19 protein-coding genes, 2 tRNA genes and 1 pseudogene are annotated in these 18,630 nt (G+C 39.0%); 16 read left to right on the top strand and 6 right to left on the bottom strand.

Annotated features, from left to right (window positions below):
• The 4 genes from thrS to rplT form a co-directional block, all read left to right on the top strand.
• Nucleotides 1-1,213: threonine--tRNA ligase (gene thrS / locus B2906_RS04895; protein WP_286935799.1), on the top strand; the 1,213-nt coding region annotated here is incomplete at its 5' end.
• A gap of 84 nt (nucleotides 1,214-1,297) precedes the next feature.
• Nucleotides 1,298-1,849 (top strand): translation initiation factor IF-3, encoded by a 552-nt coding sequence (gene infC, locus B2906_RS04890; protein WP_091650677.1) that lies wholly within the window; start codon nucleotides 1,298-1,300, stop codon nucleotides 1,847-1,849.
• A 24-nt stretch (nucleotides 1,850-1,873) separates the two neighbouring features.
• Nucleotides 1,874-2,068 (top strand): 50S ribosomal protein L35, encoded by a 195-nt coding sequence (gene rpmI, locus B2906_RS04885; RefSeq protein ID WP_091650680.1) that lies wholly within the window; start codon nucleotides 1,874-1,876, stop codon nucleotides 2,066-2,068.
• A 99-nt stretch (nucleotides 2,069-2,167) separates the two neighbouring features.
• The gene (gene rplT / locus B2906_RS04880) at nucleotides 2,168-2,512 is read left to right on the top strand and encodes a 50S ribosomal protein L20 (RefSeq protein WP_091650682.1); all 345 of its coding nucleotides are present in this window, start codon (nucleotides 2,168-2,170) and stop codon (nucleotides 2,510-2,512) included.
• A gap of 133 nt (nucleotides 2,513-2,645) precedes the next feature.
• On the opposite strand, the pseudogene B2906_RS04875 reads toward rplT, so the two are convergent.
• The 3 genes and pseudogenes from B2906_RS04875 to B2906_RS04865 all read right to left on the bottom strand — a co-directional run.
• Nucleotides 2,646-2,852: pseudogene (locus B2906_RS04875) on the bottom strand (GIY-YIG nuclease family protein); the annotation flags it as partial.
• Between the two features lie 577 nt (nucleotides 2,853-3,429).
• Nucleotides 3,430-3,570, bottom strand: a complete 141-nt coding sequence (locus B2906_RS04870; protein WP_255590610.1) for a GIY-YIG nuclease family protein — start codon at nucleotides 3,568-3,570, stop codon at nucleotides 3,430-3,432.
• Nucleotides 3,571-3,613: 43 nt separating this feature from the next.
• Nucleotides 3,614-3,687: transfer RNA gene (locus B2906_RS04865), tRNA-Met, on the bottom strand.
• A gap of 214 nt (nucleotides 3,688-3,901) precedes the next feature.
• Here B2906_RS04865 and B2906_RS04860 point away from each other — a divergent pair.
• From B2906_RS04860 to bshB1, 8 genes are all read left to right on the top strand, one after another.
• Entirely contained in the window at nucleotides 3,902-4,297 is a 396-nt protein-coding gene (locus B2906_RS04860) for an START-like domain-containing protein (RefSeq protein WP_091650686.1), read from the top strand.
• A 70-nt stretch (nucleotides 4,298-4,367) separates the two neighbouring features.
• Nucleotides 4,368-6,161, top strand: a complete 1,794-nt coding sequence (locus B2906_RS04855) for an LptF/LptG family permease (protein WP_219958914.1) — start codon at nucleotides 4,368-4,370, stop codon at nucleotides 6,159-6,161.
• 60 nt (nucleotides 6,162-6,221) lie between these two features.
• Nucleotides 6,222-6,497, top strand: a complete 276-nt coding sequence (gene rpsO, locus B2906_RS04850; protein ID WP_091650692.1) for a 30S ribosomal protein S15 — start codon at nucleotides 6,222-6,224, stop codon at nucleotides 6,495-6,497.
• Nucleotides 6,498-6,596: 99 nt separating this feature from the next.
• Nucleotides 6,597-8,744 carry a polyribonucleotide nucleotidyltransferase gene (gene pnp / locus B2906_RS04845; protein ID WP_219958913.1) on the top strand — a complete coding sequence of 716 codons (2,148 nt, stop codon included), beginning with the start codon at nucleotides 6,597-6,599 and terminating at the stop codon, nucleotides 8,742-8,744.
• A 56-nt stretch (nucleotides 8,745-8,800) separates the two neighbouring features.
• Nucleotides 8,801-9,664: a sigma-70 family RNA polymerase sigma factor gene (locus B2906_RS04840; protein ID WP_026954085.1), complete on the top strand. Its 864-nt coding sequence runs from the start codon at nucleotides 8,801-8,803 to the stop codon at nucleotides 9,662-9,664.
• 168 nt (nucleotides 9,665-9,832) lie between these two features.
• Complete coding sequence (gene trxB / locus B2906_RS04835; protein ID WP_219958912.1) at nucleotides 9,833-10,777, top strand: thioredoxin-disulfide reductase; 945 nt, start codon at nucleotides 9,833-9,835, stop codon at nucleotides 10,775-10,777.
• 8 nt (nucleotides 10,778-10,785) lie between these two features.
• On the top strand, nucleotides 10,786-11,826 hold the full coding sequence (locus tag B2906_RS04830; RefSeq protein WP_091650700.1) for a peptidoglycan DD-metalloendopeptidase family protein: 1,041 nt from the start codon (nucleotides 10,786-10,788) through the stop codon (nucleotides 11,824-11,826).
• A gap of 5 nt (nucleotides 11,827-11,831) precedes the next feature.
• A complete protein-coding gene (bshB1, locus tag B2906_RS04825) occupies nucleotides 11,832-12,548 on the top strand; it encodes a bacillithiol biosynthesis deacetylase BshB1 (RefSeq protein WP_219958911.1) in 717 nt (238 codons plus the stop codon).
• Here the strand turns inward: bshB1 and pdxH are convergent, their stop codons facing one another.
• On the bottom strand, nucleotides 12,549-13,184 hold the full coding sequence (gene pdxH / locus B2906_RS04820; protein WP_219958910.1) for a pyridoxamine 5'-phosphate oxidase: 636 nt from the start codon (nucleotides 13,182-13,184) through the stop codon (nucleotides 12,549-12,551).
• A 101-nt stretch (nucleotides 13,185-13,285) separates the two neighbouring features.
• On the opposite strand from pdxH, the gene B2906_RS04815 reads away from it, so the two are divergent.
• The 4 genes from B2906_RS04815 to B2906_RS04800 all read left to right on the top strand — a co-directional run bounded on the left by B2906_RS04815 (nucleotide 13,286) and on the right by B2906_RS04800 (nucleotide 16,398).
• The gene (locus B2906_RS04815; protein ID WP_219958909.1) at nucleotides 13,286-13,855 is read left to right on the top strand and encodes a YqgE/AlgH family protein; all 570 of its coding nucleotides are present in this window, start codon (nucleotides 13,286-13,288) and stop codon (nucleotides 13,853-13,855) included.
• A 48-nt stretch (nucleotides 13,856-13,903) separates the two neighbouring features.
• Nucleotides 13,904-15,874, top strand: a complete 1,971-nt coding sequence (locus B2906_RS04810) for a DUF349 domain-containing protein (RefSeq protein ID WP_219958908.1) — start codon at nucleotides 13,904-13,906, stop codon at nucleotides 15,872-15,874.
• 108 nt (nucleotides 15,875-15,982) lie between these two features.
• Nucleotides 15,983-16,055, top strand: a tRNA-Thr gene (locus tag B2906_RS04805).
• Between the two features lie 16 nt (nucleotides 16,056-16,071).
• Nucleotides 16,072-16,398, top strand: a complete 327-nt coding sequence (locus B2906_RS04800; protein WP_286935790.1) for a GIY-YIG nuclease family protein — start codon at nucleotides 16,072-16,074, stop codon at nucleotides 16,396-16,398.
• Between the two features lie 182 nt (nucleotides 16,399-16,580).
• Here B2906_RS04800 and B2906_RS04795 read toward each other — a convergent pair whose 3' ends face one another.
• Nucleotides 16,581-17,699: a Gfo/Idh/MocA family protein gene (locus B2906_RS04795; protein WP_219958905.1), complete on the bottom strand. Its 1,119-nt coding sequence runs from the start codon at nucleotides 17,697-17,699 to the stop codon at nucleotides 16,581-16,583.
• 69 nt (nucleotides 17,700-17,768) lie between these two features.
• Nucleotides 17,769-18,629, bottom strand: coding sequence for a sugar phosphate isomerase/epimerase family protein (locus tag B2906_RS04790; protein ID WP_219958904.1), 861 nt, complete (start codon nucleotides 18,627-18,629; stop codon nucleotides 17,769-17,771).
• Nucleotide 18,630 lies beyond the last annotated feature (1 nt).

Genomic DNA, 18,630 nt, shown 5'->3' with positions numbered 1-18,630 from the left:
TAGAAAAATCGGAAGAGAATTAGAACTATTTACTTTCTCTGAAAAAGTGGGGATGGGCCTGCCTTTGTGGTTGCCTAAGGGAACTTTGTTGAGAGAAAGATTAGTTGCTTTCATGAAGAAAGCTCAGGATAAGTCAGGCTATCAGCAGGTGACTACTCCTCATATTGGGCATAAGGTTTTATATGAGACTTCAGGGCATTATGAAAAGTATGGCAAGGATTCTTTTCAGCCAATTGCCACTCCCCATGAAGGAGAGGAGTTTTTATTGAAACCTATGAACTGCCCTCACCACTGTGAGATTTACAAGCATAAACCAAGATCCTACAAAGATTTACCCATTCGCTATGCTGAATTTGGGACGGTTTATCGCTACGAGCAAAGCGGTGAATTGCATGGCTTAACCCGTGTAAGGGGATTTACGCAAGACGATGCGCATATTTTCTGTCGCCCAGATCAGGTGAAAGAAGAATTTATCAAAGTAATTGACTTGGTATTGTATGTATTCAAAGCTTTGGGTTTTGAAAATTATACAGCACAGATTTCATTGAGAGATCCTGAAAAACCAGAAAAATACATCGGTTCAACTGAGGCTTGGGAAAAAGCTGAAGCGGCAATCATCGAAGCAGCTGCAGAAAAAGGATTAGATACTGTTACCGAATTAGGGGAAGCAGCATTCTATGGGCCTAAGTTGGACTTTATGGTCAAGGATGCCTTGGGCAGAAAGTGGCAATTGGGAACTATACAGGTTGATTATCAGCTCCCTGACAGATTCCAGTTGGAATATATCGGCTCGGATAATGCCAAGCATAGACCAGTGATGATTCACAGAGCACCTTTTGGGTCCTTAGAGCGGTTTGTCGCAGTATTGATTGAGCATTGTGCGGGTAACTTTCCATTATGGTTATCTCCTGAGCAAATTAATATTTTGCCAATTTCTGAGAAGTATATTGAGTATGCTGAGGAAATAAAAGCTATTTTGGATGAAAATGGGATCAGTGGGTCAATTGACAACCGAGATGAAAAGATTGGTAGGAAAATCCGTGATTCTGAGGTTAAAAAAGTACCTTTCATGCTGATAGTAGGAGAAAAAGAGCAGGAAAACAGAAAACTTTCTGTGCGAAAGCACGGGGAAGGAGATCTAGGTAACTACTCTCCGGAGGAGTTTATAAAGTATTTTCAGGGGATTATTTCAGAATCTCTAAGCAAGGATTAATTAGGTAAAATTTTATTCTGCTTTTTTGAAAAGGAAATAATTCCGATATTTGCAGTCAATTTCACAAAAACAACAAAAGCTAACTTGAGAGACAGACAACCAAACAGAGGTCGAAGAGAAGAACCATATAAGGTAAACCAAAAAATCAGAGCCCGAGAAGTAAGATTAGTAGGGGATTTCGTAGAAGGAGGTAATGCTGTATTACCCTTAGACAAGGCTATTAAACTTGCCGAGGAAAATGATTTGGACCTGGTTGAGATTTCCCCAAATGTAAATCCGCCCGTATGTAAGATTTTGGATTATGCCAAATTCAAGTACGAGCAGAAGAAAAAACAAAAGGAGATTAAAGCTAATGCAGCGAAAGTTGTTTTAAAAGAAATTCGGTTCGGACCTAATACAGATGATCACGATTTCAACTTTAAGTTGAAGCACGCGATCAACTTCCTAAAAGAAGGTGCCAAAGTGAAAGCTTATGTGCACTTTGTTGGACGAAGCATTGTATTTAAGGAAAGAGGTGAGATGTTATTGCTGAAGTTTGCGCAGGCTCTTGAAGATTATGGAGCAGTTGAGCAGCTTCCAAAATTGGAAGGAAAGCGAATGAACATCTTCATTGCACCGAAACAATCGAAGAAATAATTTCAACTAAATACAAACAGCAAAATGCCAAAAGTAAAAACCAAATCTTCCGCTAAAAAGCGATTCGCTTTAACCGGAACAGGAAAAATCAAAAGGAAGCACGCTTACAAAAGCCACATCCTAACTAAGAAAGCTACCAAAAGAAAGAGAGAATTGACCAAAACTGGTTTGGTTCACACTTCCGATGAAGGTAGAGTAAAAGACATGTTGAGAATCTGATCAGCCTGTCTAATTAATTAAGGTTTATTTATTCACCAGATGCTTTGGTTTAAAAGATTCCATTAAAATGGAACACCAAGTGTCAAAAAACAAAAAACTATGCCTAGATCAGTAAACGCGGTAGCGTCCAGAGCAAGAAGAAAAAAAGTGCTTAAAGCCACAAGAGGTTACTTCGGAAGAGGTAAAAACGTGTGGACTGTAGCAAAAAACAAGTACGAGAAGGGTCTTCAGTATGCGTACAGAGACAGAAAAGCGAAGAAGAGAGAATTCAGAGCTTTATGGATCCAGCGTATCAATGCCGGTGCAAGAGAGCACGGTATTTCCTATTCTCAATTTATGGGTATGTTGAAGAAAGCTGAAATCGAGTTGAACCGTAAGGTATTGGCTGATTTGGCTATGAACCACCCAGAGGCATTCAAAGCTGTAGTTGAAAGAGTAAAATAAGGTTTGCTGACCTTATTTTGCGGAAAGCCTTCCCTTTTTGGGAGGGCTTTTTTTGTTTAATAAGCATTTAGGTTAAAGTATATCAAAGACTGGTAATCTCTTTAAATCAAACTTGGATATGAATCCTGCGCAATCAATGAAAATTGGGAAGAACATAATTTTTCACCCAATCTCTTCCTTTTCCAGATTTAAGTTCTTTTTCTCTTTTTAAAGCATCTTTTTTAGAGTCGAAAAACTCTACAAATACAACCATCCATAGCCTATATCTAGTTGTAAAACCTTTTGTTGATTTAAAATTGTGAAAATTGAACCTAGTGATTAAATCCGAGGTCATTCCAGTGTAGGTTTTACCAGTTGAAGGCTAGAAGAGTATGTAGACTACAAATTCATCCATATACTAAAAATAAAAAAGGCCTCTGAAAAACCAGAGACCTTTGTAGTCCCGAAAGGATTCGGGAGGAGTTGAACCTGTCTGCGACAGGCAGGCCCGTTTCCGCCGCGCCTGTGCGCCTTAGGCGTAGCGGATATAAATCCTGCGCTCTAACCAACTGAGCTACCTCGCCAGAATTTTTTTTAATCACTATTTCAATATTTCGGGAGTTGCACCTGTCTACGACAGGCAGGCCCGTGTCCGCCAAGGCGGATATGAATCCTGCGCTCTAACCAACTGAGCTACCTCGCCAGAATTTTTTTAATCACTATTTCAATATTTCGGGAGTTGAACCTGTCTGCGACAGGCAGGCCCGTGTCCGCCGCGCCTGTGCGCCTTAGGCGTAGCAGATATGAATCCTGCGTAATCAATGAAAATTGGGAAGAACATAATTTTTCACCCACTCTCTTCCTTTTCCAGATTTAAGTTCTTTTTCTCTTTTTAAAGCATCTTTTTTAGAGTCGAAAAACTCGACATATACAACCATTCATGGCCTATATCTAGTTGTAAAACCTTCTGTTGATTTAAAATTGTGAAAATTGAACCTGGTGATTAAATCAGAGGTCATTCCGGTGTAGGTTTTACCAGTTGAAGGAGAGAAAAGTATGTAGAATACAAATTCATCCATATCCTAAAAATAAAAAAGGCCCCTGAAAAATCAGAGACCTTTGTAGCGAGGACGGGAGTTGAACCCGTGACCTCAGGGTTATGAATCCTGCGCTCTAACCAACTGAGCTACCTCGCCAGAATTTCTTTTAATAATTTTTAGATATTGAATATTGTAATTAATGCCTATATTAAGACACAGTCGAAATTCAATATTTCAAGGCTGAAAATCTTTATTTTCATCCGGTAAACCTCCCTCGCGAATGGGAATGCAAATATGAGGTCTTGTACTGTTAAATGCAAGTTGACGTTCTGTAAAAAATGAAATTTTCATCTAAGAAAATTTAGAAATCATGGTTAAAAATAAGTTTGTTGCTGATTATCAAATCAATGCGTCAAGGAAAATTGTTTTCCAATATTTGAGTACCGCAAGTGGCTTGGAGGAATGGTTTGCAGAGGGAGTTCGGATCAATGAAGACAAAGTTTTCATCTTTGACTTTGACAATGAGGAGCATTATGCCCGAGTTGCTTCCTTGCGCATCAATTCTCATGTAAAATTTGAGTTTTTCGATCCCAAAGATCCATATGAAAGTGATCATGCCTATATAGAGTTCAAATTGGAAGAAAATGAATTGACACAATCTCTTTTCTTAAAAGTTATTGATTATTCGGATAGCTACGAAGAAGATGAACTGGTGGCTATCTGGGATGGCTTAATTTCCAAATTGAAAGAGATAATTGGAGGTTAATTTCAATGATTTTAGCAACTTTGAACATCCATATCTATGTTTCGTTTAGAAGCAGGGTAGAAGAGGTGTCATGAAAAAAATAGACAAACTTATACTTGGGTCTTTCATAGGCCCATTTTTATTGACTTTTGTTGTTGTTGACTTTATCCTATTAATCGTCAACATGCTGAAATATTTCGATGAAATTTTCGGCAAAGGGCTGGGCTTTTGGATTTATGCCGAATTGATCGGCTATTTCGTCGTGTCTATTTCTCCGATGGCCTTGCCATTGGCAGTATTGCTTTCAAGTTTGATGACTTTCGGGAACTTAGGGGAACACTTTGAACTGACAGCTATCAAGAGTTCTGGTATTTCACTTATTCGGGCTTTAAGGCCGATAGCCATATTTACCGTCTTTTTGGTAATTGCTGCCTTCTTATCCAATAATTTCTTGGTACCCAAAGTCAATTTGAAAACCTTCAGCTTACTTTATGACATTCGGATGAAGTCTCCTGCTCTTGATATTAGAGAAGGGATTTTTTATGCAGGTATCCCAGGTTATAGTATTAAAGTCAATCAAAAAATTGGAGACAATGACTTGAAAGATATCATTATCTACAATCACAATGATGCCTTGGGGAATTTGGATGTGACCATTGCAGATTCCGGTCGCATGGAAAAATTTTTTAACGAAAATTACATGAGACTCACCTTATATAAAGGTACCAATTATAAAGAGGCAAGAGCAACTCGTGGGATTTCAGAAAAACCGGTGGAATTCAATCGAACCACTTTTGATGAAAACGTCATCATTTTCGATATGGACGCTTTTCAGTTGAGTAGAACACCTGAGGATCTTTGGTCTACTAATAGAGCAATCAAAAACATTTCGGAAATAAAGGTAGGATTAGATTCCATCTCCACCTTGGTTAATGACGAGCAATTTCAAAACTACAGAACAGCTTCTAGTATATATCCATTCTTTACCCGAGATCGTAATTTAGATCCACTGGATAACATCATGGAAAGAAAAGCGGAGGATGATTCTCTGAGGGTGCAGAAGGCAAGAAAAAACAGAGAATTGGCTGATTCCTTAGAAAACCTGAAAAATAAACCTGATACCAGTACTATTTTGGCTACCAAACCTGAGTCTAGGTTAGAGTTCAAACCGGATAGCTCAAAAACTCTTTCAGTTAGAAACTCAAGCTCCATATCCAAATCAGATTCACTTTTTCAGGCTAAAGTTTCCAACAGAAAAATTCAGAGGAGAAATCTAGAAAATATCGAGTTAGATGCTGAGGAATTGGTTGAGAACCCTCAAGAAGATATTCAGGAGCAGCCAAAGAAGATACGAAGAACAGATCCTTTGTCAGAGGAAGAAAAGGCTAAAATCGACTCAGTGGTTTTCAAAAAAGGCTATCAGTCAAATGCTCTTACTATGGCATTAAATAATGCTAGAAGCCTGAAAAATAATTTTAACATCAAAAAAATTCAGATTGAAAATCATCAGAAGGAGTTTAGGAGATATGAGATAGCTTGGTATCAAAAATATACTCAAGCTTTTGCATGTTTTGTGATGTTTTTGATAGGTGCTCCGCTGGGTGCCATTATCAAAAAAGGAGGCCTAGGGATGCCGGTCTTGGTTTCAATCATTTTCTTTATAGTCTATTACATGCTGACCATCACGGGAGAAAAATGGGCGAAGGAAGGCGTTACTGATCCTTTCCTGGGAACATGGTTTTCCTGTCTGATGCTACTTCCTTTCGGATTGTTCTTTTTGAAGCAGGCAAGAAAAGATGCCAGATTATTTGAACCGGACTTTTACATAGAATGGTGGAAAGGAGTAAGAAAACGCTTCAAAGAAAAGAGAACTGTTCATTCTTGATATTTTATTTTTAGAATAATAGCCTTACCTTTGTAGCTGTTTTAATTAATTTAGCTAAACATGTATTTAACATCAGAGACAAAACAAGAGTTGTTTAAGAATCATGGAAGGTTAAAATCTGCTACTGATACAGGATCTCCTGAATCACAGATTGCCCTCTTCACTCACAGAATCAAGCATTTGACTGAGCATTTGAAGTCAAATAAGAAGGATCACTCCTCAAGATTAGGTTTGTTGAAGTTGGTAGGTAAGAGAAGAAGCTTACTTGACTACCTCATGAAAAAAGACATCGAGCGATACAGAGCGATCATCGCCGAGTTAGGAATCAGAAAATAACCCTTTAGTAAGGTTCTCTAAACTGAGAACCTTACTTTTTTCTTTTTTAGCTGGATGCGTTTATTTTTAAAACGAAAGAAGTATTACTAATCATAATTTATGTTACCAAACTTAATCACTAAGACCATCACCCTTCAGGATGGTAGAGAAATTACTATTGAAACAGGAGCTCTTGCCAAGCAGGCAGACGGTTCTGTTGTTGTGCGGATGGGAAAAGCCATGTTATTGGCTACAGTTGTTTCAAAGAAAGAAGCTTTAGAAGGTGTAGACTTTTTACCGCTTTCTGTTGATTACCAAGAAAAATTTGCTGCTTCCGGAAAAATCCCGGGAGGATTTTTGAAAAGAGAGGGTAGACTTTCTGACTATGAGATATTGATCTCAAGAATTGTCGATAGAGCTATCAGACCAATTTTTCCAGACGATTATCATGCAGATACTCAAGTAGCTATTACTTTGATGTCCTCTGACGAAGAAGTATTGCCGGATGCATTGGCAGGTTTAGCAGCTTCCGCAGCTTTAGCTGTTTCAGATATTCCTTTCAACGGACCTATTTCTGAGGTAAGAGTTGCTAAAGTGGATGGAAAATTGATCATCAACCCTAAGCCAGTTGAATTAGAGAAAGCTAGCTTGGAATTTATAGTAGCCGGATCATTGGATTACATCTTGATGGTGGAAGGCGAAGCCAACGAAATCTCAGAAGACGAGATGGTAGAGGCTATGCAATTTGCCCATGAAGAAATCAAAAGACATTGTGAAGCTCAGATGGAGCTTACCAAACTGGTAGGAAAAGAAGAGAAGCGTGAGTACTCTCATGAGAAGTCTGATCCTGCTTTGTATGACAAAATGAAAGCTGAATTGTATGATAAATTATACAATTCTGTAAGCAAGCAAATTGCTAACAAATCAGAGAGATCTGAATTGATCAAAGCTATTAAAGACGAGTTCGTAGAAAGTTTAGGTGAAGAGCATGAGTTTGAAGCCTCTCTGATCGGGCCGTATTTCCATAAAATCCATAAGGAAGCAGCGAGAAACCTTACTTTAAATGAAAAGAAAAGGTTGGATGGAAGAAAACTCAATGAGATCAGACCTATTTGGTCAGTCGTTGATTATTTGCCATCTGCTCATGGTTCAGCTGTATTTACCAGAGGGGAAACTCAATCAGTAACTACCTGTACGCTCGGTACCAAGATGGACGAGCAAATGGTGGATGGAGCTGTGCTTTCAGGATTCAACAAATTCTTTTTGCATTACAACTTCCCAGGTTTCTCTACCGGTGAGGTGAAACCAAACAGAGGTCCAGGTAGAAGAGAAGTAGGTCACGGTAACTTGGCGATGAGAGCCTTGAAGAAAGTGTTACCTCCTGAAAATGAGAACCCTTACACCATCAGAATCGTATCAGACATTCTTGAGTCAAATGGATCATCATCCATGGCTACAGTTTGTGCAGGTTCGCTTGCCTTGATGGATGCAGGTATTCAAATCAAAGCTCCAGTAACAGGTATAGCAATGGGAATGATCTCTGATGCCAAAACTGGAAATTATTCCATTTTATCTGATATTCTCGGAGATGAGGATCACTTGGGTGATATGGACTTCAAAGTGACCGGTACTGAAAAAGGAATCACTGCATGTCAGATGGACCTTAAAGTAGAAGGTTTGGATTATAGTGTTTTGAAAGAAGCATTATACCAGGCAAAAGAGGGAAGGCTACACATTTTAGAAGAAATTTCTAAGACTTTGGCTACACCTAAGTCTGATTTGAAGCCTCATACTCCAAGATCTTATACCATGATGATTCCTAAAGAATTGATTGGCGCTGTGATTGGACCTGGAGGAAAGGTGATTCAGGAAATGCAAAAGGATACAAACACTACTATCGTGATCGAAGAAATCGATAACCAAGGTAAGATTAATGTATTCTCTGCTAACCAGGACAACTTAAATGCAGCATTGAGCAGAATCAAAGCAATCGTTGCTCAGCCAGAAATAGGAGAGACTTACACTGGAAAAGTAAAGAATATTCAACCATTTGGAGCGTTTGTGGAATTTATGCCGGGTAAAGATGGTTTACTTCATATATCCGAGATTAAATGGGAGCGTCTTGAAAGTATGGACGGGGTGCTTGAACCAGGTGAAGAGATCGTGGTGAAGCTGATCGATGTCGACAAAAAGACAGGTAAGTTTAAGCTATCCAGAAAGGTTTTATTACCAAAACCTGAAAAACAGGAACCAAAAGCTCAGTCCTAAGCTTCTATTTATTAAATTCATTATCTTAAATTCAATTACACCAATAATATTTCTGAATGAGGCAGCTAAAAATTAGCAAACAGATTACCAACAGAGAAAGCCAATCCTTAGATAAGTATCTACAGGAGATTGGTAAGGTAGATCTGTTAACAGCAGACGAAGAGGTAGTTTTAGCAAAAAGAATCCGGGAAGGCGATCAGCTTGCACTGGAAAAATTGACTAAAGCCAACCTTCGATTCGTAGTTTCTGTAGCCAAGCAATATCAGAACCAAGGGCTTTCTTTGGGAGATTTGATCAATGAGGGGAACTTAGGTTTGATTAAGGCTGCCCAAAGATTTGATGAAACACGTGGATTTAAATTTATCTCCTATGCTGTTTGGTGGATTAGACAATCTATCCTTCAGGCATTGGCAGAGCAATCCCGTATTGTAAGACTTCCTTTGAACAGGGTAGGTTCCTTGAACAAAATCTCCAAAACTTTCAGTGAATTGGAGCAGAAGTTCGAAAGAGAGCCTTCTCCTGAAGAGCTTGCTGAAGTATTGGAAGTGACTGCATCTGAAGTTGTGGATACCATGAAAATTTCTGGTAGACACGTTTCAATGGATGCTCCTTTCGTTCAGGGTGAAGAAAACAGCCTTTTGGACGTATTGGAAAATGACGGAGATGAGAAGCCGGATGATGGCTTGATGAATGACTCTTTGAGAAAAGAGGTTCAAAGAGCACTCTCTACGCTTACTCAAAGAGAAGCTGATGTGATTACCTTGTACTTTGGTTTGAACGGAGAGCATGCAATGACTTTGGAAGAGATTGGTGAAAAATTCAATCTGACCCGAGAGCGTGTAAGGCAAATTAAAGAAAAGGCCATTCGAAGGCTGAGACATACATCCAGAAGTAAGACCTTGAAGCCTTATCTGGGATAAAATAAAAAGGGGTTTCAAGCCCCTTTTTTTATTTTTAGATGTTTGTACTTCAAAATAAATTGAAGTGATTACCAATAATATAAAATCACTTTTGGGAATTTTAACTTATCCCGGTTTTGTTGGCAAACTAGAAATATCAAAATTTACCCGATTTAACACAATTCGTTGATGAGTCAAGAAATTGAAAGAGTCAAAGTTCTGATTATTGGATCAGGACCGGCAGGCTATACAGCAGCCATTTATGCTTCCAGAGCAGGTTTAAACCCGATTTTATACACCGGAGGACAACCAGGAGGACAATTAACCATCACTACTGATGTAGAAAACTATCCAGGTTATCCAGATGGAATCATGGGTCCTGAAATGATGGAAGACTTTAGAAAACAAGCCGAGCGTTTTGGAACTAAAGTTCGATATGGTATGGTGACAGATGTGGACTTTTCTGTCAAGCCCCATGTGGTGACAGTAGACGATCAAGTAAAAGTGCTAGCAGATACTGTGATTATTTCCACTGGAGCCTCAGCGAAATGGTTAGGACTGGAAAGTGAAAATAGATTGAATGGAAAAGGAGTTTCTGCCTGTGCTGTCTGTGATGGATTTTTCTTCAGAGGTCAGGAAGTGGCGATTGTAGGAGCAGGAGATACAGCTTGTGAGGAAGCTTCTTATTTGGCTAACATTTGTAGCAAAGTTTACATGTTGGTGAGAAGAGGAGAGATGAGAGCATCTCAAATCATGCAAAAACGTGTAATGAATAATCCTAAAATTGAAATTCTCTGGAATACTGAAACAGATGAGATTTTGGGTGAGGATGAAGTGACCGGAGTAAGAATTTTAGATAATATAACAGGAGAAAAAAGGGAAATTAAAATTTCTGGCTTCTTTGTTGCTATTGGTCATCAACCAAACACCGAGGTATTCAAAAAATTCATCCATATGGATGATGCTGGATATATCAAGACCATTCCTGGAAGTACCAGGACTAATGTGGAAGGTGTTTTCGCTTGCGGAGATGCCCAGGATAATATCTATAGGCAGGCAGTCACAGCAGCGGGAACTGGCTGTATGGCAGCTTTGGATGCAGAGCGGTATTTGGCCGAAACTGAAAATCATTAAATGAATTCATGAGGTATCTTAGACTGATACTTATTTGCGGAATATTTTTGAGCATTGGACTTACCCAGTCTAATGCTCAAATTTTTCCTAAGATTATCAAGAGAAATTCTAACACAACTCCTGTGGTTCCTCAAGAAAGGAAAAACATTGAGTTGAGGGGATTTGACCAGGAATCTTATCTGAGAACACTTTCTACAGTGACGGATTCCATGATTTTTGAAAATAATGTGAACCTGGGTAAGGTTCGATCAATCATAGCAGAAGATCAAAATGTGATGATCTGGGCACCTACCAACCGATTAGTGAAGGTGTCTGAACAAATTCAAATTGACAGTATTTGGGTAACTGCTTACGAATATTTTTCTGCTTGGGACTCTAAAAAAATCGATATCTACGACTTTGATATCAAAAGCTTTCAAGACTCTGTAAAAATCCGATTATATGATCCATTTTTTGGTTACAATTGGAGTATGCCTTTGGATCAAACACCCATTACTTCTCCCTTTGGCTATAGATGGAGAAGATGGCATTACGGGACTGACCTAGATCTAAATACCGGCGACCCTGTATATAGTACTTTCGATGGCATTGTTAGAGTTCGTTCCTATGATCGATACGGCTATGGTTATTATTTAGTAATCAGACATAAAAATGGACTTGAAACCCTTTATGGGCATTTATCCAAGTATTTAGTGGAAGTTGGTCAAGAAGTAAAAGCCGGTGAATTAATTGCCAAGGGAGGAAATACCGGTAGAAGTACAGGATCTCACTTACATTATGAATTAAGGTATAGAGGTCAGCCTTTTGACCCTGAAAATGTATATGATTTCAAGGAATACCGAATTCTTAACCAAGAATTTTTGTTGACTTCAGATACATTTTCTCACGTTGCTCAGGCTAGGGCTAGGGCCTATCACAGGGTGAAAAGTGGAGATACTTTAGGCTCAATTGCTAGAAGGTACGGCGTTTCAGTTAGTACATTGACTAAATTGAATGGGATCACTTCTAGGTCAATATTAAGAATTGGACAAAATCTAAGAGTGCGATAAATAAGATGAAGCTGGATATTTTGGTAATAGCGGCGCATCCGGATGATGCGGAATTAGGTTGCTCGGGAACAATTGCTGCTCATATTGCGAAAGGGTACAAAGTAGGTATCGTTGACCTTACAGCAGGAGAGATGGGGACCAGAGGTACTCCCGAATTGAGAATTGAAGAGGCCAACAAGGCTGCTGAAATATTAGGATTATCTGCTCGGGAAAATATGGGCTTTAAGGACATTTTTTTCCAGGATAACCAGGAGCATCAATTAGAGCTTATCAAGATCATCCGAAAATATCAACCAGATATAGTTTTAGCTAACGCAGTTACCGATCGGCATCCTGATCATGGTAAAGGCTCTGATCTAGCCACAAATTCCTGTTTCATGAGTGGATTGAGAAGGATTGAAACGGAATTAGACGGAAAGGCGCAGCAAGCTTGGAGACCCAAGTTTGTTTATCATTATATTCAAAATAATTACATAGAGCCTGACTTTGTGGTGGATATCACAGATTACTGGGACACCAAAGTGGAAAGCATTTTAGCTTTTCAATCTCAGTTTCATGATCCCAACAGTGAGGAGCCTGAAAGCTTTATTTCAAATCCTGATTTTTTGCCATTTATTGAAGCCCGTGCTAGAGAAATGGGACACAGGATCATGACCACTTATGGAGAAGGGTTTACTGTAGAACGGATGATTGGAGCTACTGATTTATTTGATTTAAAATAATCAGGGAGCAAGTCTGGAGATTATCCAACTTCCACTTTCAGTTCTTTCAAATAAGATTCTATCATGTAATCTGCTAGGTCTTCCCTGCCAAAATTCAATTTTGGATGGTATAACTCTGTATCCTCCCCAGTGAGGTGGACGGATCATTTTTTCTGATTTAAACCTTTCCTCAACCGCCTCTTGGTTTTCATCCAAAACCTCTCTGGAGCTAATTTTCTTACTCTGAGGCGATGTCCAAGCTCCAATTTGAGATCCCTGGGGCCTGCTAAAGAAATACTCGTCTGATTCAGCTTCGCTGATTTTTTCCACTTTTCCAGTCACTCTAACCTGCCTTTCAAGCTCTGCCCAAAAAAATGTCAGAGATGCTTTAGGGTTATTGGCCAACTCTTGACCTTTCTCACTCGAGTAATTAGTGAAAAATACAAAGCCATAATCTAATTCCTTGAGCAGGACCACTCGGCCATTTGGATACCCATCCAAACCTACTGTGGATAAGGTCATGGCATTTACTTCAAGTACCTGAGATTCAACAGCTTCTTCTAACCAAGTCTTGAATTGCTTAAAAGGATCTTTATTTATATCGCTGATATCCAGAGACTTTAGGGTGTAATCTTTACGTATTGATGAAATATCCATAGGAGGGGACTGGTATAAATTTTAACAGAATAAAAGTACAATGAGCATTGCATTTATAAAATTTAGGCATATATTTTTCCTGAAATAATCTTTTTGCGGAAATGAGTGAATCCAACCTTCCAACACCTCAAGCGGGAGATTTGTTAATCTCTGAGCCTTTTTTGCAGGACGAGAATTTTTCTCGTTCGGTAGTTCTGTTATGCGAGCATAATTCTGAAGGGAGCTTTGGATTGGTGTTCAATAAACCATCCATTCTTCGGTTGAATGAAATTGTGGAAGGTTTTGATTTTCTGGACCTAGAAGTTTACGTGGGAGGTCCGGTTGAACAGAACACATTACATTTTGTTTACTGTGGTGATAAACAGTTAAGCGAAAGTATTCAAATTGGAGAAAAGCTCTGGTGGGGAGGTGATTTTGAGGAGTTGAAGTCCAGATTGAAAACAGGAACCTTCGATTTAGAATCAATTCGATTCTTTTTGGGATATTCCGGTTGGGCACCTGGTCAACTGACAGATGAGCTTACAGAAAACACCTGGATAGTCTGCAAAGAAGAATTAAATATCACAGCATTCAATTATTCTTCGGAAGAGCTTTGGAAAAGCCTTTTAAAAAATATGGGAGGGGAGTTTAAATTGATTGCAAATTATCCCACTGACCCAAGATTAAATTAGGCAAAATCCCTACTTTTGCCCATATTGCCTTGAAATAGTAGTGTTTTTATGACTGAGAAAAGTAATGATTTGTCCGACAAGGACAAGGTGACCTCAGCTTCCGAATCTCCGGAAGCCAAGGGTAAAGAGAAAAAAGTAGAAAACTCATCTGAAAAAGAGAGTTCAGATGTAGAAAGCAAAGAAGCGGCTCCCGAGTCTAGTGCTGAGGAGAAGACTTCTGAACCTGAAGTAGTTGAAGCCAAAGAAGAAGATGCAGCAGTCACTTCTGAATTGGATGAAACTGATGAGGAGGAAGAGGAGGATCATCACGATGAGGATTTGGATATAGAAAATTTATCCAAAGCCGAATTAGTAAAGCTTCTTAAAGAAAAGACCAAAGAGAGTTCAAGCCCACTGAAGCTTGAAAAGATGGTGAATACTATCAAAGCTGCTTTCGACGAATATACCCATAAGGAGCGTGATGAGGCTTTAGAAAAATTTAAAGCTGAAGGTGGAACTGAGGACGATTTTGACTTTAGACCTTCCGATGAGGAGAGAGATTTCAATACCTACTATTACGAATTCAAAAAGCAGGTTTCTTCCATTCGAAAAGAAGCCGAAAAGCAGAAAGAGAAAAATCTAGACGCTAAGACCGAAATTCTCAATAAACTTCGTGAATTGGTGGATGGGGAAGAAACTACCCTTAGCATCAATGCTATCAAATCGATTCAGGAGGAATGGAAGTCTATAGGACCTGTTCCTGCTGCGCAAAACAGAAGCCTTTGGGCCAGCTACAATGCCTTGATGGATAGATTCTATGATAATAGAAGTATCTATTTTGAATTGAAAGAGCTGGACAGAAAGAAAAATCTGGAGAGCAAACTAGAGCTATGTGAGAAGGCTGAAGCCCTGAAAGATATGCCGGATCTAAAAGAGGCTATCAAGGCGCTTAATGAGTTACACGAAGAGTTTAAACATATAGGACCTGTTCCGAGAGAGGAGCAAGAAGAACTTTGGAAGCGTTTCAAGGCTGCCTCTGATGCTGTTTACGACAGAAGAAAAGAGTTCTACGAAAGCCAGAAAGAGGTTTTCAAAAAGAATCAGAATGAGAAAGAAGCTTTGATCGAAAAGTTAAATGCTTTCTCTGATTTCAAAGCTGAAAGAATCAAAGACTGGAATACTAAAACCAAAGAGATTCTTGATATCCAAAAAAGCTGGGAGAAAATCGGCCCTGTTCCTAGGGAATCGGGACGAGAAATCAACAAAGCCTTTTGGACTGCTTTCAAGAAATTCTTCCATAACAAAAACCTTTTCTTCAAGGAGCTCGATGAAATCCGTGCTACAAACCAAGCCAAGGCTGAAGAGTTAATTCAAAAGGCAGAAGAGTTAAAAGATTCTACAGATTGGCAAAATACGGCCAATGCTATGATTGCCTTACAGCAGGAATGGAAGAAGTTGGGGCCAACTCCGGAGAAAAGCAGAGATAATCTATACAAGCGATTCAAGACTGCCTGTGATACTTTCTTCGATAACAGAAGGAATTCCAATAAGCAGGCAAATCAGGAGTACGAAGCGAATTACAAGGCTAAGCAGGCTGTTTGTGATGAAATTATCAAAGCATCCAAAGAAAATCCTAGCGAAGAAGAACTGACTGAGTTTGTTGGGAAATTCAACGAGATTGGTTTTGTGCCAAGAAAGAATATGAAAGATATTCAGGCGCAATTTAAGGCTGCTGTAGATGCTTATTTGGAGAAACTGGATGATGACTTCGATCGTGAAGACTTCTTGTTCAGATTGAATTTGAATAGAATTCAATCCGATCCAAATGCTGTGAAGACCTTGAATAAGAAAGAGCATGGCATCAGAAAGCAGATTTCTGATTTGGAAAATAATATCACCTTGTGGAAAAATAACTTGGAGTTTTTCGCTGCTTCAAAAACTGCAGACAAATTGAAAGATCAGTTTGATGTGAAGATTCAGAAAGCAGAGGAAGAAATCGAAAAACTGAAGAAGAAGCTTTCCATTTTAAGGGAGTTTTAAATTAATCTCACTCAGAATAAGTGAGATAGAGAATATAGCTAAATTTTAATTCCTGAGTGTTTGGAGTGAAAAGATGATCAGGCTATATTTGCATCACAATTAAGGAACGCCTCTTTAGCTCAGCTGGTAGAGCAACTGACTTGTAATCAGTAGGTCGCTGGTTCGATCCCGGCAAGGGGCTCAAAAACCACCCAATAATGGGTGGTTTTTTTATTTTGTCAGAATCTATTTTTTTTGTTTACGTCATTTATTCTCCTTCCTACGATAAATTTTATATTGGTCAAACGGAAGATATTGACAGACGACTGATTGAACATAACAATCATTTTTTTTCAAATGCCTCAACCAAATTCGCAGATGATTGGGAAATTTTTCATTTGATTATATGTTCGTCTAGAAGTCAGGCAATCAAGATAGAAAGCCATTTAAAAAAGTCAAAGAATAAAGTTTACCTGGAAAACTTGAAAAAATATCCAGAGATTTCAGAGAGATTAATTGAAAAATATAAAGATAATGATCAGTAGGTCGCTTCCCCGATAGCTATCGGGGCGATCCCGGTAAGGGGCTCAAAAACCACTCAGAAATGGGTGGTTTTTTGTTTTATATTAACCTTGTTTTTTGATTGAGTCTTCAATTATTTATTAAACCTTAACACAAAAAAAGCTGACCTTAGAAAGATCAGCTTTTTACAATAGGTTATTTAGGTTTAGGTCTTTTTGAGTGTGAACTCAGGTAAATATTTGATTTTTCCCCCTTCCATAGCAGATTCATGAGCCAAAATACCCACACAGGTAATATTTGCTGACTCTCTTGCATCAGGATAGGGAGCTCTATCTTCTTGAAGGGCGCTTAGAAACTCATGAACCAAATGGGGATGAGAACCTCCATGCCCAGATCCTTGGGTGAAGGAAAGGTGCTGGTTCTCATCAGAGTCATAAACTCCATGAGTCGTAAATTTTTGAATGCCTTCTGGTAATAAATGTGCGTAATCAGGAATTTTAATTTTTTCAGGAACTTCTCCGGTATGAATTACAGAATCCTCATGCTCAATCAAGGTCCATTCAAAGGACTTTTTTGAACCATATACATCGAAACTTTCTCTATACTGTCTAGCTGTATTGAATAGTGATCTAGTAACCTCGGCAGCTAGATCACTGTTTTTTAACTTGATGTGGCAGGTTTCAATGGCAAATGGAGATCCATATTTTGGGATCAGATTTTCATCGATTCGACCTGAACCCAGGCAAGAAACATACTCGGCCTGAGCTTTTGGTAATGCCAAAACCGGTCCCACACAGTGAGTTGCATAATGCATAGGAGGGAGGCCTTCCCAATATCCCGGCCATCCTGCCATTTCCTGCTGATGAGAGGCTCTTAAAAACTGGATTTTTCCCAACTCACCTTTTTCGTAAAGCTCTTTGACAAATAGAAACTCACGGCTGTATACCACCGTTTCCATCATCATATAGGTTAAACCGGTCGATTCAGTCAATTCAACGATCTGCCTACACTCTTCTACCGTGGTCGCCATGGGAACAGTACAAGCCACATGTTTTCCTGCCTTAAGAGCTTTGATTGACTGTTCTGCATGATTTTGAATAGGTGTATTGATATGTACTGCATCAATGTCAGGATCCTTTAGCAATTCATCATAATCGGTATAGACCTTTTCAATACCAAAGGCTTTTCCAATGGCCTCAGCTTTTTCCTGATTCCTTTGACATATGGCATACATATTCGCCATTGGGTGTTGCTGATAGATGGGTATAAACTCAGCTCCAAATCCAAGTCCTATGATGGCTATGTTAATAGGTTTTTTACTCATGGGTTTATTTTTTAAAAATTCTTATTTCAGTTTTCAAGTGTTAGAGACCTGATTAAATATTTCTTTTTTCTACTCAGAAGCCCATTTTTTTAGGAATTCCAGACCCTCTTTTGCAAATCCATCTTGGCTAGGAACCAAAGGCTTCCAAATACAAACAGCTCCTGCCAATTCCTTCACTTTTGGAGTAAAGCTTTCAATGGAAATTGTTCCTTGGTAATTAATAGACTCCAGACCTCTTTTCCAGGCGGCCCAATTTGTTTGTCCAGTTCCCGGTGTACCTCGGTAATTTTCAGAAACCTGCACATGAATTAGCTTATCCCCAACTCTCTGAATGGCCTTTTCAATATCTGGCTCCTCAATGCTAATATGAAATCCATCTAATAAGGCTTTGGCTTCTTTTTCATTGATATCTTGGATTAATTGAGCCAATTCCTCAGCAGTATTAATTAAATCAGTTTCAAAGCGATTCAAGGTTTCAATCGCGATATCTAATCCATGATTTCTAGCTTTGCCACAGACTTTCCGGAGGTTTTGAACAGCTCTGTCCCATTCGAGTTTCTTTTGCTCAGGAGACACAAGCCTAGCTTTACCGACCGCAGAGTACATAGGACCGGCCACAAACTTTGCTCCCAATTCACTGGCAATTTCAAAGCATTGATCCATGTACTTAAAACAAGTATCGTGGAAGGCAGGATCATCATGAGTAAAGTCTCTGCTGGGTCCAAAAGCTCCACAAATGATGGCGCTTAAACCATTATCCTCTAAAGCCTTTTTTACCGCAGCTAGATCCACCAATTCAGGATCTTCTACAGGAATTTCTACTGCATCGTATCCATAATTCTTGATTTTTGGAAAAAGGGAGACTGTTTCCATGTTAAAAGGAGAAGTCCATAGCCAGGTACTAACACCGAATTTTACATTCAAGGCCATA

The organism is Algoriphagus sp. UBA3586 (assembly GCF_002376385.1).
GTDB classification, from domain to species: domain Bacteria; phylum Bacteroidota; class Bacteroidia; order Cytophagales; family Cyclobacteriaceae; genus Algoriphagus; species Algoriphagus ornithinivorans.
The sequence above is the reverse complement of the archived record's forward strand: the minus strand, read 5'-3'. Positions and strand labels throughout refer to the sequence as shown.

What these genes read in the sequence shown, in the direction of transcription:
- rpmI (WP_091650680.1), top strand. Translation starts at nt 1,874, where the DNA reads ATGCCAAAAGTAAAAACCAAATCTTCCGCTAAAAAGCGATTCGCTTTA.
- rplT (WP_091650682.1), top strand. Translation starts at nt 2,168, where the DNA reads ATGCCTAGATCAGTAAACGCGGTAGCGTCCAGAGCAAGAAGAAAAAAA.
- B2906_RS04870 (WP_255590610.1), bottom strand. Translation starts at nt 3,570, where the DNA reads ATGGATGAATTTGTATTCTACATACTTTTCTCTCCTTCAACTGGTAAA.
- B2906_RS04860 (WP_091650686.1), top strand. Translation starts at nt 3,902, where the DNA reads ATGGTTAAAAATAAGTTTGTTGCTGATTATCAAATCAATGCGTCAAGG.
- B2906_RS04855 (WP_219958914.1), top strand. Translation starts at nt 4,368, where the DNA reads ATGAAAAAAATAGACAAACTTATACTTGGGTCTTTCATAGGCCCATTT.
- rpsO (WP_091650692.1), top strand. Translation starts at nt 6,222, where the DNA reads ATGTATTTAACATCAGAGACAAAACAAGAGTTGTTTAAGAATCATGGA.
- pnp (WP_219958913.1), top strand. Translation starts at nt 6,597, where the DNA reads ATGTTACCAAACTTAATCACTAAGACCATCACCCTTCAGGATGGTAGA.
- B2906_RS04840 (WP_026954085.1), top strand. Translation starts at nt 8,801, where the DNA reads ATGAGGCAGCTAAAAATTAGCAAACAGATTACCAACAGAGAAAGCCAA.
- trxB (WP_219958912.1), top strand. Translation starts at nt 9,833, where the DNA reads ATGAGTCAAGAAATTGAAAGAGTCAAAGTTCTGATTATTGGATCAGGA.
- B2906_RS04830 (WP_091650700.1), top strand. Translation starts at nt 10,786, where the DNA reads ATGAGGTATCTTAGACTGATACTTATTTGCGGAATATTTTTGAGCATT.
- bshB1 (WP_219958911.1), top strand. Translation starts at nt 11,832, where the DNA reads ATGAAGCTGGATATTTTGGTAATAGCGGCGCATCCGGATGATGCGGAA.
- pdxH (WP_219958910.1), bottom strand. Translation starts at nt 13,184, where the DNA reads ATGGATATTTCATCAATACGTAAAGATTACACCCTAAAGTCTCTGGAT.
- B2906_RS04815 (WP_219958909.1), top strand. Translation starts at nt 13,286, where the DNA reads ATGAGTGAATCCAACCTTCCAACACCTCAAGCGGGAGATTTGTTAATC.
- B2906_RS04810 (WP_219958908.1), top strand. Translation starts at nt 13,904, where the DNA reads ATGACTGAGAAAAGTAATGATTTGTCCGACAAGGACAAGGTGACCTCA.
- B2906_RS04800 (WP_286935790.1), top strand. Translation starts at nt 16,072, where the DNA reads ATGGGTGGTTTTTTTATTTTGTCAGAATCTATTTTTTTTGTTTACGTC.
- B2906_RS04795 (WP_219958905.1), bottom strand. Translation starts at nt 17,699, where the DNA reads ATGAGTAAAAAACCTATTAACATAGCCATCATAGGACTTGGATTTGGA.
- B2906_RS04790 (WP_219958904.1), bottom strand. Translation starts at nt 18,629, where the DNA reads ATGGCCTTGAATGTAAAATTCGGTGTTAGTACCTGGCTATGGACTTCT.